Source organism: Umezawaea endophytica (assembly GCF_025061645.1).
Taxonomy (GTDB): Bacteria; Actinomycetota; Actinomycetes; order Mycobacteriales; family Pseudonocardiaceae; genus Umezawaea; species Umezawaea endophytica.
Map to the genome: position 1 here is coordinate 1 of NZ_JANYMP010000015.1, position 13,975 is coordinate 13,975.

At 70.8% G+C, this 13,975-nt stretch carries 14 protein-coding genes; 9 read left to right on the forward strand and 5 right to left on the reverse strand.

Annotation, left to right across the window (positions count from 1 at the left end):
* On the forward strand, positions 1–398 hold a 398-nt coding region (locus NZH93_RS27970; protein WP_505011380.1), incomplete at its 5' end, for an RlpA-like double-psi beta-barrel domain-containing protein.
* A 57-nt stretch (positions 399–455) separates the two neighbouring features.
* On the opposite strand, the gene NZH93_RS27975 is transcribed toward NZH93_RS27970, so the two are convergent.
* Positions 456–1,112: a response regulator gene (locus tag NZH93_RS27975; protein WP_259626209.1), complete on the reverse strand. Its 657-nt coding sequence runs from the start codon at positions 1,110–1,112 to the stop codon at positions 456–458.
* A gap of 9 nt (positions 1,113–1,121) precedes the next feature.
* Complete coding sequence (locus NZH93_RS27980; RefSeq protein ID WP_443742662.1) at positions 1,122–2,303, reverse strand: sensor histidine kinase; 1,182 nt, start codon at positions 2,301–2,303, stop codon at positions 1,122–1,124.
* A 129-nt stretch (positions 2,304–2,432) separates the two neighbouring features.
* Here NZH93_RS27980 and NZH93_RS27985 point away from each other — a divergent pair, with 129 nt between their 5' ends.
* A complete protein-coding gene (locus NZH93_RS27985; protein ID WP_259626210.1) occupies positions 2,433–3,152 on the forward strand; it encodes a hypothetical protein in 720 nt (239 codons plus the stop codon).
* Positions 3,149–3,523, forward strand: coding sequence for a GntR family transcriptional regulator (locus NZH93_RS27990; RefSeq protein ID WP_259626211.1), 375 nt, complete (start codon positions 3,149–3,151; stop codon positions 3,521–3,523). Before NZH93_RS27985 ends, NZH93_RS27990 begins: the two co-directional genes overlap by 4 nt.
* Here NZH93_RS27990 and NZH93_RS27995 read toward each other — a convergent pair.
* Complete coding sequence (locus tag NZH93_RS27995; RefSeq protein WP_259626212.1) at positions 3,508–3,981, reverse strand: hypothetical protein; 474 nt, start codon at positions 3,979–3,981, stop codon at positions 3,508–3,510. The genes NZH93_RS27990 and NZH93_RS27995 overlap by 16 nt on opposite strands.
* 105 nt (positions 3,982–4,086) lie before the next feature.
* Between NZH93_RS27995 and NZH93_RS28000 the strand changes: the two genes are divergently transcribed.
* From NZH93_RS28000 to NZH93_RS28020, 5 genes are all read left to right on the forward strand, one after another.
* Positions 4,087–5,619: a dynamin family protein gene (locus NZH93_RS28000; RefSeq protein WP_259626213.1), complete on the forward strand. Its 1,533-nt coding sequence runs from the start codon at positions 4,087–4,089 to the stop codon at positions 5,617–5,619.
* Between the two features lie 56 nt (positions 5,620–5,675).
* Positions 5,676–6,002: a nucleotide exchange factor GrpE gene (grpE, locus tag NZH93_RS28005; protein WP_259626214.1), complete on the forward strand. Its 327-nt coding sequence runs from the start codon at positions 5,676–5,678 to the stop codon at positions 6,000–6,002.
* Between the two features lie 4 nt (positions 6,003–6,006).
* A complete protein-coding gene (locus tag NZH93_RS28010; protein WP_259626215.1) occupies positions 6,007–7,830 on the forward strand; it encodes a dynamin family protein in 1,824 nt (607 codons plus the stop codon).
* A gap of 110 nt (positions 7,831–7,940) precedes the next feature.
* Positions 7,941–8,645 carry a DUF6802 family protein gene (locus NZH93_RS28015; protein ID WP_259626216.1) on the forward strand — a complete coding sequence of 235 codons (705 nt, stop codon included), beginning with the start codon at positions 7,941–7,943 and terminating at the stop codon, positions 8,643–8,645.
* 391 nt (positions 8,646–9,036) lie between these two features.
* Positions 9,037–10,848 carry a phosphoenolpyruvate carboxykinase (GTP) gene (locus NZH93_RS28020; protein ID WP_259626217.1) on the forward strand — a complete coding sequence of 604 codons (1,812 nt, stop codon included), beginning with the start codon at positions 9,037–9,039 and terminating at the stop codon, positions 10,846–10,848.
* Positions 10,849–10,997: 149 nt separating this feature from the next.
* Here the strand turns inward: NZH93_RS28020 and NZH93_RS28025 are convergent, their stop codons facing one another.
* Together NZH93_RS28025 and NZH93_RS28030 are read right to left on the reverse strand one after the other, a co-directional pair.
* Entirely contained in the window at positions 10,998–12,290 is a 1,293-nt protein-coding gene (locus NZH93_RS28025; protein WP_259626218.1) for a PA0049 family protein, read from the reverse strand.
* 50 nt (positions 12,291–12,340) lie between these two features.
* Positions 12,341–13,114 carry a LamB/YcsF family protein gene (locus NZH93_RS28030; RefSeq protein WP_259626219.1) on the reverse strand — a complete coding sequence of 258 codons (774 nt, stop codon included), beginning with the start codon at positions 13,112–13,114 and terminating at the stop codon, positions 12,341–12,343.
* Between the two features lie 78 nt (positions 13,115–13,192).
* On the opposite strand from NZH93_RS28030, the gene NZH93_RS28035 reads away from it, so the two are divergent.
* Entirely contained in the window at positions 13,193–13,888 is a 696-nt protein-coding gene (locus NZH93_RS28035; protein WP_259626220.1) for a GntR family transcriptional regulator, read from the forward strand.
* Positions 13,889–13,975: the final 87 nt, after the last annotated feature.

A 13,975-nucleotide genomic window follows, 5' to 3' on the forward strand; every position in this document is an offset into this window, starting at 1 on the left:
CGATGGAGCAGGTCCGCGAAGCGGGCAAGAACGTGATCCGCAACAACAAGGTCGAGGTCGTCAGCGGTGCGGGCGCGGGTCAGCCCGCCGCCGGTCAGCCCGCCGCGACCCAGCCCGCCGCGCAGCCCCCGGCCGCGCAGCCCGCGACCGGCCAGGTCGTCTGCAACGGCTCCACGGTCACGCTCTCCGGTGAGGGCGGCGCTCCCGGCGCCAGCAGCAACCAGTTCCCGGTCGGGACCCAGTTGAAGATCACGAACCTGGACAACAACAAGTCCACGACGGTCAGCGTCACCGGTGTCTCGGGTAGCTGCGCGCTGCTGAACAACGCGGCCTTCGAGCAGGTCCGCGAGCCCGGCAAGTTCCTGATCCGCAACGCCCGCATCGAGAAGGTCGGCTAGGCCCGCTCCCGCCCCGGCCGGTGTCGTGACGCGTAACGCCACCGGCCGGGCCCGGTCTCAGATGTCCCCCGGACGCACCAGACCGGTCTCGTAGGCCAGCACCACGGCCTGCACCCGGTCCCTGATCTCCAGCTTCGCCAGGATCCGCCCCACGTGGGTCTTCACGGTCGCCTCGGACAGGAACAGCTTCCGCGCGATCTCCGTGTTGGACAGCCCCTTCGCGATGAGCACCAGCACCTCGCGCTCCCGCTCGGTGAGCACGTCCAGCACGGCCGCGTCGCGCAGCTCGCCACCGCCCTCGCCGAGGAACCGGCTCAGCAGCCGCTTCGTCACGCTCGGCGAGACCACGGCGTCGCCGCTGGCCACGGCGCGCAACGCGGACACCAGGTCACCGGGCGGGGTGTCCTTCAGCAGGAACCCGCTGGCACCGTTGCGCAGCGCGGACAGCGCGTACTCGTCCATGTCGAACGTGGTCATCACCAGGATCTTGGACGTGCCCGCCTCGGCGATCCGCTTGGTCGCCTCCACCCCGTCCAGCACGGGCATCCGGACGTCCATCAGCACGACGTCCGGCCGGAGCTGGTCGGCGAGCTGCACGGCGTCGAGGCCGTCGGCGGCCTCCCCGACGACGTCGATGTCTGGTTGGGCGCCGAGCACCATGCGGAAGCCCATGCGCATGAGCTCTTGGTCGTCGACGAGCAGGACTCGGATCACTCGATCACCCTAGGACGCCGTGAGGGGCATGACCGCGCGAACCCGCCAGCCACCGCCGGGATTGGGGCCCGCTTCGAGCGTGCCGCCGAGGACACCGGCCCGTTCGCGCATGCCGATCAGCCCGTTGCCGCCGGAGACCGCCACCAGGTCGTGCGGTGTGCCGAAACCGTCGTCGGTCACCTCGATCACCACCTTCTCGTCGGTGCGCAGCACCTTGACCACGGCGTTCGCCCCCGTGCCCGCGTGCTTGAGCGTGTTGGTCAGCGCCTCCTGGACGATCCGGTAGACGCTGAGCCCGACCCCGACGGGCAGGTCCTGCACGTCACCGATGATCTCCAGGCGCACCGGCAGCCCGGCGGCCCGGCAGTTCTCGGCGAGGTTGGGCAGCTCGCGCGCGTCGGGCTGCGGCGCCCACTGCGTGCCGGACTGGTCCTCGCTGCGCAGCACCCCCAGCAGCCGGCGCAGTTCGGTCAGGGCCTGCCTGCCGGTGTCGGAGATCGTCTTGACCGCCGCCTCCGCCAGTTCCGGCTTCGTCCGGATCGCGTACCCCGCGCCGTCGGCCTGCACGATCATCACGCTCACCGCGTGCGCCACGACGTCGTGCAGCTCGCGGGCGATCCTCGACCGCTCCTCGCCGACCGCGAGCCGCGCCTGCTGGTCCCGTTCGGTCTCCAGCAGCTTGAGCCGCTGCTCCAGTTCGGAGTGGTAGGCCCGCCGCGCCCCCACGAACGAGCCGAGCGCCCAGCTGAACCCGAAGAGGACGGCGACCAGGAACGTCAGGATCACCGCGACCGACGGGTCCCTGAGCCGCCAGATCGCCCAGATGAACGTGCCGACGAACAACGCCATCGAGTAGAGCAGCGCCTGCTGCCTGCCCGCGTACGCCACGATCGTGTACAGCGCGACGGCCAGCGCGAAGTCGCCCGCCCGCACCGGCAGCCCGTAGTCGATGTCGCCGTGGGTCATGAGCTGGAGGAACCCGCCGAGCAGGATGACGTAGCTGCTGCCGAGCGGGTACTTGCGGCGGAACGCCACCGGCACGGTGAGCATCAGCCCGACCAGGAAGATCGCGCCCGCGGGCACCCTCTCGGTGCCTGCGAACGCGGTGAGGTCGGCCAGGAAGAGGAGCCCGGCGATCAGGGAGTCCCCGAACACCGGGTGGGCTCGCATCCACAGGCTCAACCGCTGCACGTCGCAAGATTAGGTACTGGGCGAACCTCCCGCGTCGCGCCACGGGCTGAAACCGCGTACGCCTCCAGGTTGACGGCCGTGCCATCCTTGTATCAAGTACTTGGTACAAAGGGGGTCGACGTGCGGGACATGGCGATCGAACTGGGGACCTCGGCGTTCGTCGGAGTGATGCTCCTGATCGCTCTGTGGCCGACCGACAAGACCGCCGCCCAGGTGCTGCGGAAGTGGAACGTGGCCGACCCGACACCCGCGCAGGTCGCCGAGTCGAAGGTGTACCTGAAGCGGCGGCGGCTGCTGTACCCGTGGCTGTTCCTGGCCATCGGCTACGCCAAGGCGAGGCTCCTGCCACTGGAGGACGGCTACTTCACCGCGCAGGTCCTGACCACGGTGCTCGCGGGCATGCTGCTGGCCGAGCTGATCGCCGCCGTGCGCCCCAGCAAGGGCGTCCGCCGGGTGGCCGTGCTGGTGCCGCGGCGGGTCCGCGACCTGGTGCCGACGTGGGGGCTGATCGCGTACTTCACCGGGGTGGACGTCGTCGTGGTACTGCTCGCCCTGACCCGTCCGGTCGCCGTGCCCGCGCTCGTCCTCCTGGCCTTCTGCGTGCTCGCGTCCACCGGTGCGATCGTGCTGGCCGTGAAGCGCCCGACCAGCGGTGACGAGGTCGTGGACGACGCGTTCCGGCTGCGCAGCGCGCGGGTCGCGCTCGGGCTGGGGATGGCGATGACGGGTCTGCTCGTCACGTCGGCCGACGTGGGCGGCTTCGCGGTGCTCGCGCTGTGCCTGGTGCTGATCGGCCTCGGGTGGGGCCTGGTCAGCCCGCCGCGCGCCGAAGCGCCCGTCCGGAGATGAACGCGCCGCCGCCGCGGGTCGTGGTCGACGTGGACAGCGGCGTGCCGCCGTGGCGCCAGGTCCGCGACCAGATCACCCGGCTGATCGTGCAGGGCTGGCTGCCGGAGGGGTCGCGGCTGCCGACGATCCGGCAGCTCGCGGGTGACCTGGGCATCGCGCCGGGCACGGTGGCGCGGGCGTACCGGGAGCTGGCGGCGGGCGGGGTGCTGAGCACCGGCCGCAGGCAGGGGACCGTCGTCGCGTCCGTTCCCGCCGCAGCCCCGAACGCGCTCGAGGCCGCCGCGGCGGAGTTCGCCACGACGGCCAGGGCGTTGGGTGTCGACGTGGAGGCCGCGGTCGCGGCCGTGCGAGCGGCCTACCTGGTCGAGTAGGGCTTCTCGGTGGTCCGGGTCTCCGTGGTGCGCTGCTCCACGACCGGCGGGGTCTCGACGCGGCTCTCCGGGATGCCCCGGTGCTTCTCGTCGAACTGCCGGTGCTCCTCGGCCATCTCGTCGACCAGCGCCTGCTGGAGCTGCTTGTCGCGGATGCGGGCCAGGATCGCCATCGTCGCGCCGTGCGCCACCGCGAGCAGGAGCAGCACGATGCCCAGGCGGAACACGACGGCCTGCGTGGGATCGGCGATGTCGATGTCGGCGGTGGAGATCAGCGCGAGCACGCCGAGCACGACGAGGTGGAACAGGACGGCGACGAGGCGGTTCATCGACCGGGCCGACTCCGCGTTGCCGTAGGCCTTGCTCAGGTACCCCCGACCGCTGCGGTAGATCAACTGCCCGTCGATGGCGACGAGCACGATCCCCAGGAACAGGAAGACGGCGTAGCTCTGGTCCATCGGACTGGCTCCCTCCGCGAACGGCATCGATCTTCGAATACCCGACCGCGGAGGTCCGAAACCGAACGCGCACCACGTTCCACCCGGTCGTGGCACGATCTGGCCGTGACCACGGCGACAGGGCGACAGTTGGCCGGACCGCTCTCGGCGGCGGTCGCGACCCTGTGCGTCGCGCTCCAGCCGCAGGTGTCGCCGGAGACCGCCGCCGGTTTCCGCGAGGTGCTGCGCAGGCTGTCGGCCCCGTTGCAGGTCGCCATCGCGGGCCGCATCAAGTCGGGCAAGTCGACGCTGGTCAACGCCCTGATCGGCCGCCGGGTCGCGCCGACCGCGGTCGGCGAGTGCACCCGGCTCGTCACCCGGTTCCAGTACGGCACGGTCGACCGGATCGAGGTGATCTTCACCGACGGCCGCAAGCAGGTGCTGCCGTTCGACGTGGAGGGGATGATCCCCGCGTCGCTCGGCGTCGACGTGGACGAGGTCTCGCACATCGAGGCGTACCTGACCAACGCCGTGCTGCGGGACCTGACGGTGATCGACACCCCCGGCCTCGGCTCGCTGGACGCCGCGTCGGTCGCCAGGACCGAGGAGCTGCTGGGCGCCGCCGGTGACCTGGACCCGGTGTCCCGCAACGCGGTCGCGGGCGCCGAGGCCGTGCTGTACGTGGTGACGCAGGGCGTGCGGGCCGACGACCACCAGGCGCTCGCCGCGTTCACCGCGGCCACCGCGAGCCGGGAAGCCGGGCCGGTGAACGCCATCGCCGTGCTGAACAAGGCCGACACCATCGCGCCCGAGTCGGTCGACGGCTCGGACGGCGACGTCTGGAAGGCCGCGCTGGTGCTCGCGGAGAAGCAGGCGCGGATCCTCAAGCCGCGGGTCGCGGACGTGCTGCCGGTGATCGGCCTGGTCGCCGAGTCCGCCGAGACCGGCGGGTTCACCGCCGCCGACGCCGAGGCGCTGCGCCGGATCGCGGCGCTCGACGCCGACACCCGCGACATGATGCTGATGTCCGCCGACCTCTTCACCAGTTGGGAGTGCGACGTCCCCGCGGGGGTGCGGGTGCGGCTCATGGAGAGGCTCGACCTGTACGGCGTGCGGTGCGCGCTGGCGGTGCTCGCCGCCGAACCCGCGATCACGGCGGGGGCGCTGCGGCGCAAGCTGCTCGACTCCTCCGGGCTCGACGGGGTGCGCGCCAAGCTGAACGCCGTGTTCCGGGCCCGCGCCGACGGCATCAAGGCCGCCGCCGCGCTCGCGTCCGTGACGGCGCTCGCGCAGGCGTCCGGCGACGCGGGCGAGCGGCAGCGCGTGCACAACGCCATCGAGGTGCTGCTCGCCAAGCCCGAAGCGCACCAGTTGCGGCTGCTGGAGGCGTTGACGCTGGTGACGTCCGGCGCGGTCGCGATGCCCGCCGAACTGGTGGAGGAGGTGCTGCGGGTCGGTGGCAGCCCGCACATCCCCGACCAGCTCGGCCTGCGCGGCCGACCGCTGCCGGAACTGGTCGCGTACGCGCTGGCCCGCGCGGGCTGGTGGCGGTCCTTCGCGTCGTTCGGGGCGACCCCGGCGCAGGGCCGGGTGGCGCACGTGGTCCACCGCGCGTACTTCTTGATCTGGCAGCAGCTTCGCGGCGGGGGGCAGCGGTGAGCGGGGACGGAACCGACGCGGTGGCGACCGCGTCGCAAACTGGTGTGGCGGCACCCATGATGGAGACGATCGGCGACGAACTGCTCGACCAGGCGCTGGCCGAGCGGCGAGCGCTGGTGCAGCTCTGCCTGTACGCGCTCGACCGCGCTCGCAGCGCGGGCGTCGTCGAGCGGATCGAGGAGGGCCTGGCGGACATCGGGGTGCGCGCCGTGCGCCCCGACGGCGCCCGGTTCGACCCGTCGCGGCACGAGGCGGGCGGCACCGTCCCCACCGACGACCCGACCCTGGACGGCGTGGTCGCGGAAACCGAGGTCGTCGGCTTCACCGACCGCGAACGGCCGCTGCGCCCGCCCGTCGTGACCGTGTACACGGCGAGGGCCTGAGCGGGTGGCGCTGCCGCAGACCGTCAAGGAGGTCAGGGAGAAGCTGACCTCGCTGGTCCGCGAGATCGACCCGAAGGCCGCCGACTGGGTCGACGAGGTCCGCGGCGCCAAGGACCGCACGCCGAGCGTGGTCGTCGTCGGCGAGACGAACCGCGGCAAGAGTTCCCTGGTCAACGCCCTGTTGGCCACGCCAGGCCTGTCACCGGTGGACGCCGAGGTCGCGACCAGCACCTACCTGGTGTTCCGGCACGGGACGGAGTGGGCGGCCCGCGCCTGCTACCCCGGCGTGCTGGAGCCCGTCCCGTTCGACCGCGCCGAGCTGGTCAACTGGGTGTCCGCCGCCCACGAGCTGCCCGCGGGCCAGCTCCCGCCGCGCCACGTCGAGGTGGACGTCCCCGTGCCGCTGCTGGAGCGGATGTCCGTCGTGGACACCCCCGGCGTCGGCGGGCTCGACGCGGCGCACGGCGAGCTGGCGTTGGAGGCCGCGGCGTCGGCGACCGCGCTGCTGTTCGTGGTGGACTCCTCGGCCCCGTTCACCAGGGGTGAGCTGGACTTCCTGCACCACGTCGGCGACCGGGTCGAGACCGTCGTGTTCGCCATGACCAAGACGGACCAGTTCCGCGGCTGGCGGGAGCTGCTGGCCGCGAACAAGGCGCTGCTGTCCCGGCACGCCCCGAGGTTCGCCGACGCCGTGTTCCACCCCGTGTCGTCGCGGATGTTCGAGATGGCCGCGAAGGCGCCGAACCCGGACGCCGCGGCCATGCTGCGCGAGCGGTCCGGCATCGCGGGCCTCCAGGCGGCGGTGCAGGAGCTGGTCGTCGGCCGCGCGTCGATGCTCGCCGAGGCGAACACCCTGCGCGCGCTGGCCACCGTGCTCGCCGAGCTGGACGTCCGCCTCGCAGGCGAGCAGCGCGCGCTGAGCGTCGGCGAGGAGGAGGCCGAGTCCCTGCGGACCCGGCGCGAGGAGCTGAACGCGCAGCGCCGCTCGTCCACCAGGGGCTGGCAGCTCACGCTGCGCGGCGAGGTCCAGCGGGCCCGCGTCGAGTGCTCGCACGAGGTGAACCGCCAGGTCCGGGACGTGCAGAGCTGGTTCCGCCAGGCCATCGACGTGGCGGACCGCGAAGCGCTGGTGTCGTTGCCGCAGCAGGTCGACGCCGCCCTCCAGGTCGTGTCCGGCAGGCTCAGCGGCCTGCTGGCAGCCAGGTTGGCGCAGGTGGCGGACGCGTCGCTGGCCGAGCTGTTCTCGCCGGACGAGCTGGCGGTGATCCGCGCCCAGTTCGCGCGGGGCAGGCAGCAGCCGGTCCTGCTGCGGCCACCGGACAAGCGCCCGCCGACCGCCGAGGACAAGCTGCTGGTGTTCATGGGCGTGTCCGGCGGTCTGGGCGCGGGCAGGCTGGCCGTGCTGCCGCTGGCCGGGTTCGGCGTGGCCGCGCTGAACCCGATCGTGCTGCCGGTGACCCTCGTCCTCGGTCTCGGGGCAGGCTGGTGGATGGCCAGGACCCGCAAGCACTCGGCCGACAAGCAGCACCTCAAGCAGTGGCTGTCCGACGCCATCGCCGACGCCCGCTCGACCGTCGACCAGGTCGTCGCGGAGCAGCTCATCGCGGCCGAGCAGCACCTGTCGCTGGCACTGGACGAGGCGCTCGGCAGGCGTGTCGAGGCCATCGAGGCCGAGCTGCGCGAGGTCGACAAGGCGCTCCGGATGGAGGCGGGCGAACGCGGCCGCGAACTCCAGGTCGTCACCCGCCGCCAGGCCGAGGTCCGCGCGGGCCGGACCCAGGTGGACCAGCTCCTCGGCCGCATCCGCGCCGTCCGCGACCGGGGCTGAGCCGTTCCGTCCGTTCGGACTAGCACGAAACGGGTGTGGAACCTCACCTGTGGAACCGAATCGGCCTAACGTGGGTCGTACCGGTACGAAACGCTCAGGAGGGTGACCCGGTGTACATCGACGAGAACGGCGGAGCCGACGGCGAGCTCAAGGTCACCGTCGAGGGCGAGGAGTACACCGCCGAGACGACCTACGACCTGGACCACGACGGTGTCGAGGACAGCGCTGTCGTGGAGACCGACGACGGCGGGCACCTGACGTTCACCGACACGGACAGGGACGGCGACGCCGACCTGATGAGCACGTTCGACCGGGACGGGAACCTGGTCGCGCAGGCGCGGTTCGACGGGCACTCCGGCGAGTGGATCTCGGTCGAACCGGCCGACGCGCACGAGCAGACGAACACGAACGCGGGCCAGGCGATCATCGTCGACACGGACGGCGGCGACCAGAACGTGGGCGTGCCGACCGAGGACACCGACGGCGACGGCCGGGCGGACACCGCCGTGGTGCGGGACGACCAGGGCGACACGTGGCTGTTCACCGACGTCGACGGGGACGGCAGGGCCGACCTGGCGACGGAGATCACGACGGAGGGCGAGGTCGTGATGACCAAGCACACCGCCGAGGACACGTGGACCGAGGTCGAGCGCGGCCACATCGATGCCGAGGGCAAGTACGTGCCGGACAGCAAGAGCGGTGTGCTGTCGGAGGACGACGTGTGGGTGGAGGACGACCGCGAGGAGCCGTTCGGATCGGTTTCCGGGGTCGTGCGAATCGATTCCACCACCGGGCAGTGGATCAGTCCGAACTAGACCCGAAGTCGGGATTCCACGGAGATCCCACTGAATCGAACTGGAACACTCAATGGTCCGGACCATTGAGAGCGCTCCCACTTTCGCTCTCCAAAAGTGCCCCCTGTGCCGTTCGACGCACGGGGGGCACTTGATTTTTCGCGGATAAAGCGCAGGTCACAGTTTTTCGTTAGCTGAACGGGTGCTGAATCGATTCCAGAATCGGTCTTGTGAGGCACCCGACAGGTCAGCCGCCGGTAACCGAGGATTAACCCCGCTAGCCTCGGTCTATCCCCTTCACAGAACGTCCGGGTTCCCCCGGACGTTGTGGAGCTATTTCCGAGGACGTTGTCGTCCCACGCCGGACGACGACGTCCAAGTGGGCTGTGGCGCAGTCAGGAGACGAGACGAGATGACGGCAGTGACCATTCCCGGTCTCGACGAGGCACCTACCAACCATGCAGGCCTGTTGTCCTGGGTCCGCGAAGTGGCCGATCTGACCTGTCCCGACGAGGTCGTGTGGGCGGACGGAACCGAGGCGGAATGGACACGGCTCACCGGAAAGCTCGTCGACGCCGGGACGTTCGTGCCCCTGAAGAAGAAGCAGAACTCGTTCTGGGCCGCGTCCGACCCGACCGACGTGGCACGGGTCGAGGAGCGCACGTTCATCTGCTCCGTCGACGAGGCCGATTCGGGCCCCACGAACAACTGGATGGACCCTTCGGAGATGAAGGCCATCATGACCGAGCTCTACCGGGGCTCGATGCGCGGCCGCACGATGTACGTGATCCCGTTCTGCATGGGCCCGCTCGACGCTGACGAGCCGATGCTGGGCGTCGAGATCACCGACTCCGAGTACGTGGTCGTGTCCATGCACATCATGACCCGCATGGGGGACAAGGCGCTCGCGAAGTTCGGCGAGGACGCCAAGTACGTGAAGGCGCTGCACTCGATCGGCGCGCCGCTCGAAGACGGCCAGGCCGACGTGCCGTGGCCGTGCAACGACACGAAGTACATCACCCAGTTCCCCGAGGAGCGGACGATCTGGTCGTTCGGCTCGGGTTACGGCGGCAACGCCCTGCTGGGCAAGAAGTGCTACTCGCTGCGCATCGCCTCGGTGATGGCGCGCGACGAGGGCTGGCTCGCCGAGCACATGCTGATCCTCAAGCTCACCTCGCCGGAGAGCAAGGTCTACTACATCGCCGCGGCGTTCCCGTCGGCGTGCGGCAAGACCAACCTGGCGATGCTGGAGCCGAGCATCCCCGGCTGGAAGGTCGAGACACTGGGCGACGACATCGCCTGGATGCGCTTCGGCGACGACGGCCAGTTGTACGCCGTGAACCCGGAGAACGGCTTCTTCGGCGTCGCGCCTGGCACGGACTACCACACGAACCCGAACGCGATGCGCACCATCGCGAAGGGCAACTCGCTGTTCACGAACGTGGCGCTGACGGACGACGGCGACGTGTGGTGGGAGGGCATGGGCGAGCCGCCCGCGCACCTGACCTCGTGGAAGAAGCAGGACTGGACGCCGGACAGCGGCGAGCTGTCGTCGCACCCGAACTCGCGCTACTGCACGCCGATCGCCCAGTGCGACATCAAGGCGCCGGAGTGGGAGGACCCGAAGGGCGTGCCGATCTCGGCGATCTTCTTCGGTGGCCGCCGCGCCACGACGATCCCGCTGGTCACCGAGTCGCGCGACTGGCAGCACGGCGTGTTCATGGGCGCCACGCTGTCCAGCGAGACGACCGCGGCCGCCACCGGCAAGGTCGGCGTCGTGCGCCGCGACCCGATGGCGATGCTGCCGTTCATCGGCTACAACGCGGGCGACTACTTCAAGCACTGGATCGAGGTCGGCAAGAACGCCGACGCCGCGAAGCTGCCGAAGATCTTCTACGTCAACTGGTTCCGCCGCGGTGAGGACAAGCGCTTCCTGTGGCCCGGTTTCGGCGAGAACGCCCGTGTCCTGAAGTGGGCGATCGAGCGCATCGAGGGCAAGGCGGCCGCCGTGGAGACGCCGGTCGGCCACGTGCCGACGGCCGACGCGCTGGACCTGGCGGGCCTGGACGCCTCGACCGAGGACATCGAGACCGCGCTGAAGGTCGACGTGGACGAGTGGAAGGCCGAGATCCCGCTCATCGAGGAGTGGTTCGCCAAGATCGGCGACAAGCTGCCCACCTCGCTGCGCGACGAGTTCGACGCGCTGAAGCAACGCCTGGGCTGATCGCCCGAGGTGTGGACAGGAAGACCCGGTGGCCAGTGCCGTCCACCGGGTCTTCCTGGTTGTGCACACCTATCCACATGCTGTGAACTGGGCTGATTCCAAGTTGTCCACAGCCTGTGTGGAAAACTGTGCACAGGCTGTGGAGAAGATCAGACGACCCCGACCAGCGCCACGGCCTGGTTGGCGATGTCCCGCCGCTGCGCCTCGAACGCGGCGTCGGTCAGCGCCGCCGGGTCGACGGGCTGGGTGAGCACCGGAGTGTGCAGGTGGCCGCCGAGCACGGTCGTCGCCCCGAGGCCGGTCCGCACGCGGTTGGCGCGGTACATGCTCTCGTTGGACAGGTAGTCACCACCGCCGCCGGACGCCGCCGCCGCGCCGGGCGTGGGCTCGTCGGTGCGGCACGACATGGGGCCGGTGCCGGGGACGCTGCCGACCGGCCACTCGCAGAAGGACCGGTTGAGCTGGACCGTGAACGGGCCGGTGCCCGCGTCGATCATCTCCTGGAACGGCAGCGTGGTCTCGATGAACTCGGTCGACGGCTGCGGCCAGCCCGCCGCGTCCGGCACCGGGCCGCGCGACGAGGCGTCGTTGTTGTCCGGGAACCCGCCGCGCCACCGCGACGCCCAGCGCTCGACGTCGAACCGGCCGGGCCTGCCCTGGCTGATCGTCACGAACGCGTCCGGCTTGACCTGCGCCTCCAGCGCAGTGCCGTAGACGGCCTCCACGACGCCCTCGTCGAACGCGCCCCACAGCACCGGCAGCACGGCGGCCTGCACGACGACCTTGCCCTCCGGGGTGTCGAACACCTTGCCGTCCAGTTGCAGCGCCGCCGCGCCCGCCGGGTTGCCGCGCCGCACGGACGTGCCCTGGAGCTGGAACGGGTCGAAGCCGGTCACCACGATCCTGCGCACGCCCGGCTGGGCCGGGAACCGCACGTCGGTCACGCCGCGGGAGGTGCGGTCGACCGACTCGAGCAGCGCCGCCCGGTCGGCCGCGCTGACGGCGTTGCGCGGCGTCCACTGGCGGAGCGCCTTGGTCAGGTGCAGCCGCGCCCAGTACAGGGGCCGGTCGTCGTAGGCGTCCCACGTGGTCTGGGTGCTCTGGGCGCGCTTGACCGCGGTCTTCCACAGGTCGGCGCCGGTGGAGCTGACGAGCTGCTTGGCGGCGCGGGCCGACGGGGTGGCGCACAGCCTCTCGGTGAACCGCTGGACGCTCGCGGTGAAGCCCGCCAGCCGGACCAGTTCGGGGCCGACGGCGGGGCCTCCCGCGACGAGGACGTCGTCGAGCCGTTGCTCCTCGACGCTCAGCGGAGCGGCGGGGTCGAAGCACGGGCGGGCGGGGGTGTCCTGCTGGGCGGTCGCGACAGCAGGTGTGATGAGCAGGGACAGGGCGACAGCGGCGGGCACGAGGGCGCGCAGTCGGTGGGTGCTTTCACGGGTCACGCTGTGATCGTTTCCGATCACCGAGGGTGCCGGTACCCCACTCGGTTGGCTCAGGCCGTCAACCTGCGGTTTTCCAGGCTGAAAGCTTTTAACTTCACACCTGCGGCGGTGAGCGCGTCGCGCACGGAACTCGCGATGATCACCGCGTTGGGGTTGTCGCCGTGCACGCAGATCGAGTCCACGCGGGCTCGGATGGTCCGGCCGTCGATGCTCGTCACGGTCCCCTCGGTGGCGAGCTGGACGCTCCGCCTGGCGATCTGCGCCGGGTCGTGCAGCACCGCTCCCGGCCGTTCGCGCGGCACCAGCCCGCCCGCCGCCGTGTACGCGCGGTCGGCGAACGCCTCGAACCGCACCGGCAGCCCGGCCACGTCGGCCCGCTTGAGCCACACGGCCCCCGGCAGGCCCAGCACCGTCAGCGTCGGGTCGTAGGCGCGCACCGCGTCGACCACGGCGTCGGCCTGCGTCTCGTGCCTGACCAGCGCGTTGTACAGCGCGCCGTGGGGTTTCACGTACCCGATCCGCGTTCCGGCGGCCTTCGCGCACGCGTCGAGCCCGCCCAGTTGGTAGAGCACCTCGGCGGTCAGCGTGGCCGGGGCGACGTCGACGAACCGCCGTCCGAACCCCGCGAGGTCGCGGTAGCCGACGTGGGCGCCGACCGTGACCCCGTGCTCGGCGGCCAGCCGACAGGTGCGCAGCATGGTGTCCGGATCACCCGCGTGGAAGCCGCAGGCGACGTTCGCGCTGGTGACGATGGTGAGGAGGGCTTCGTCGTCACCGAGTCGCCAGTGGCCGAAGCTCTCCCCGAGGTCCGCGTTGAGGTCCATGGTGGTCTCCTCCTCCCTGGTACCAAGGTAAGGATTGTTCAACAATCCTTCAATACTCCAAACCGGTAAGATGGGCGGATGACCACGGCGCCGTCCCACGACTGGCTGGGCTCCCTCGCAGACGACCGCCTCAGCCAGGACCGGGCCCGCGCCGAACGCGTCGCGGACAGGCTCCGCGACCGGATGCTCGACGGCGAGCTGACCCCCGGCCTCCAGCTCAACGAGAAGGCCATCTCCGAGGCGCTCAGCATCTCCCGCAACACGCTGCGCGAGGCGTTCCGCCTGCTCACGCACGAACGCCTGCTCGTTCACGAGCACAGCCGGGGCGTCTTCGTGTGCGAACCGGGCGTCGAGGAGGTCGCGGACATCTACGCCGCCCGCCGGGTGATCGAGTGCGGCGCCATCCGCCGCTGGTCCGGTGCGACCGAAGGGGCCAGGCAGGGCGTCCGGGACGCCGTCGCGTTCGGCGTGCGCGGCGCGGAGACGGACAACTGGCTGGACGTCGGCACGGCGAACATCCGCTTCCACCGGGCCATCACCGCGCTCGCGGGCAGCCTGCGGCTGGACGAGGAGGTGCAGCGGCTGCTCGCCGAGCTGAGGCTGGCGTTCTACGTGATGGGCAACCCGCGCGAGTTCTACCAGGACTACCTGCCGATGAACCAGGCCATCCTGGCGCTGCTCGACGCCGGTTCCGTCGCCGAGGCCGAGCGGGAACTGCTCCGCTACTTCGACACGGCCGAGTCTCATTTGGTGACCAGGCTGTCCGGCCGCTAGTTGGTCACGATTCGGTCCTTCTCTCCGCGATCGGTCCACTCGACACGGTGACGCTCAAGACCCCTCCGGCCTAACATCTCGAAACAC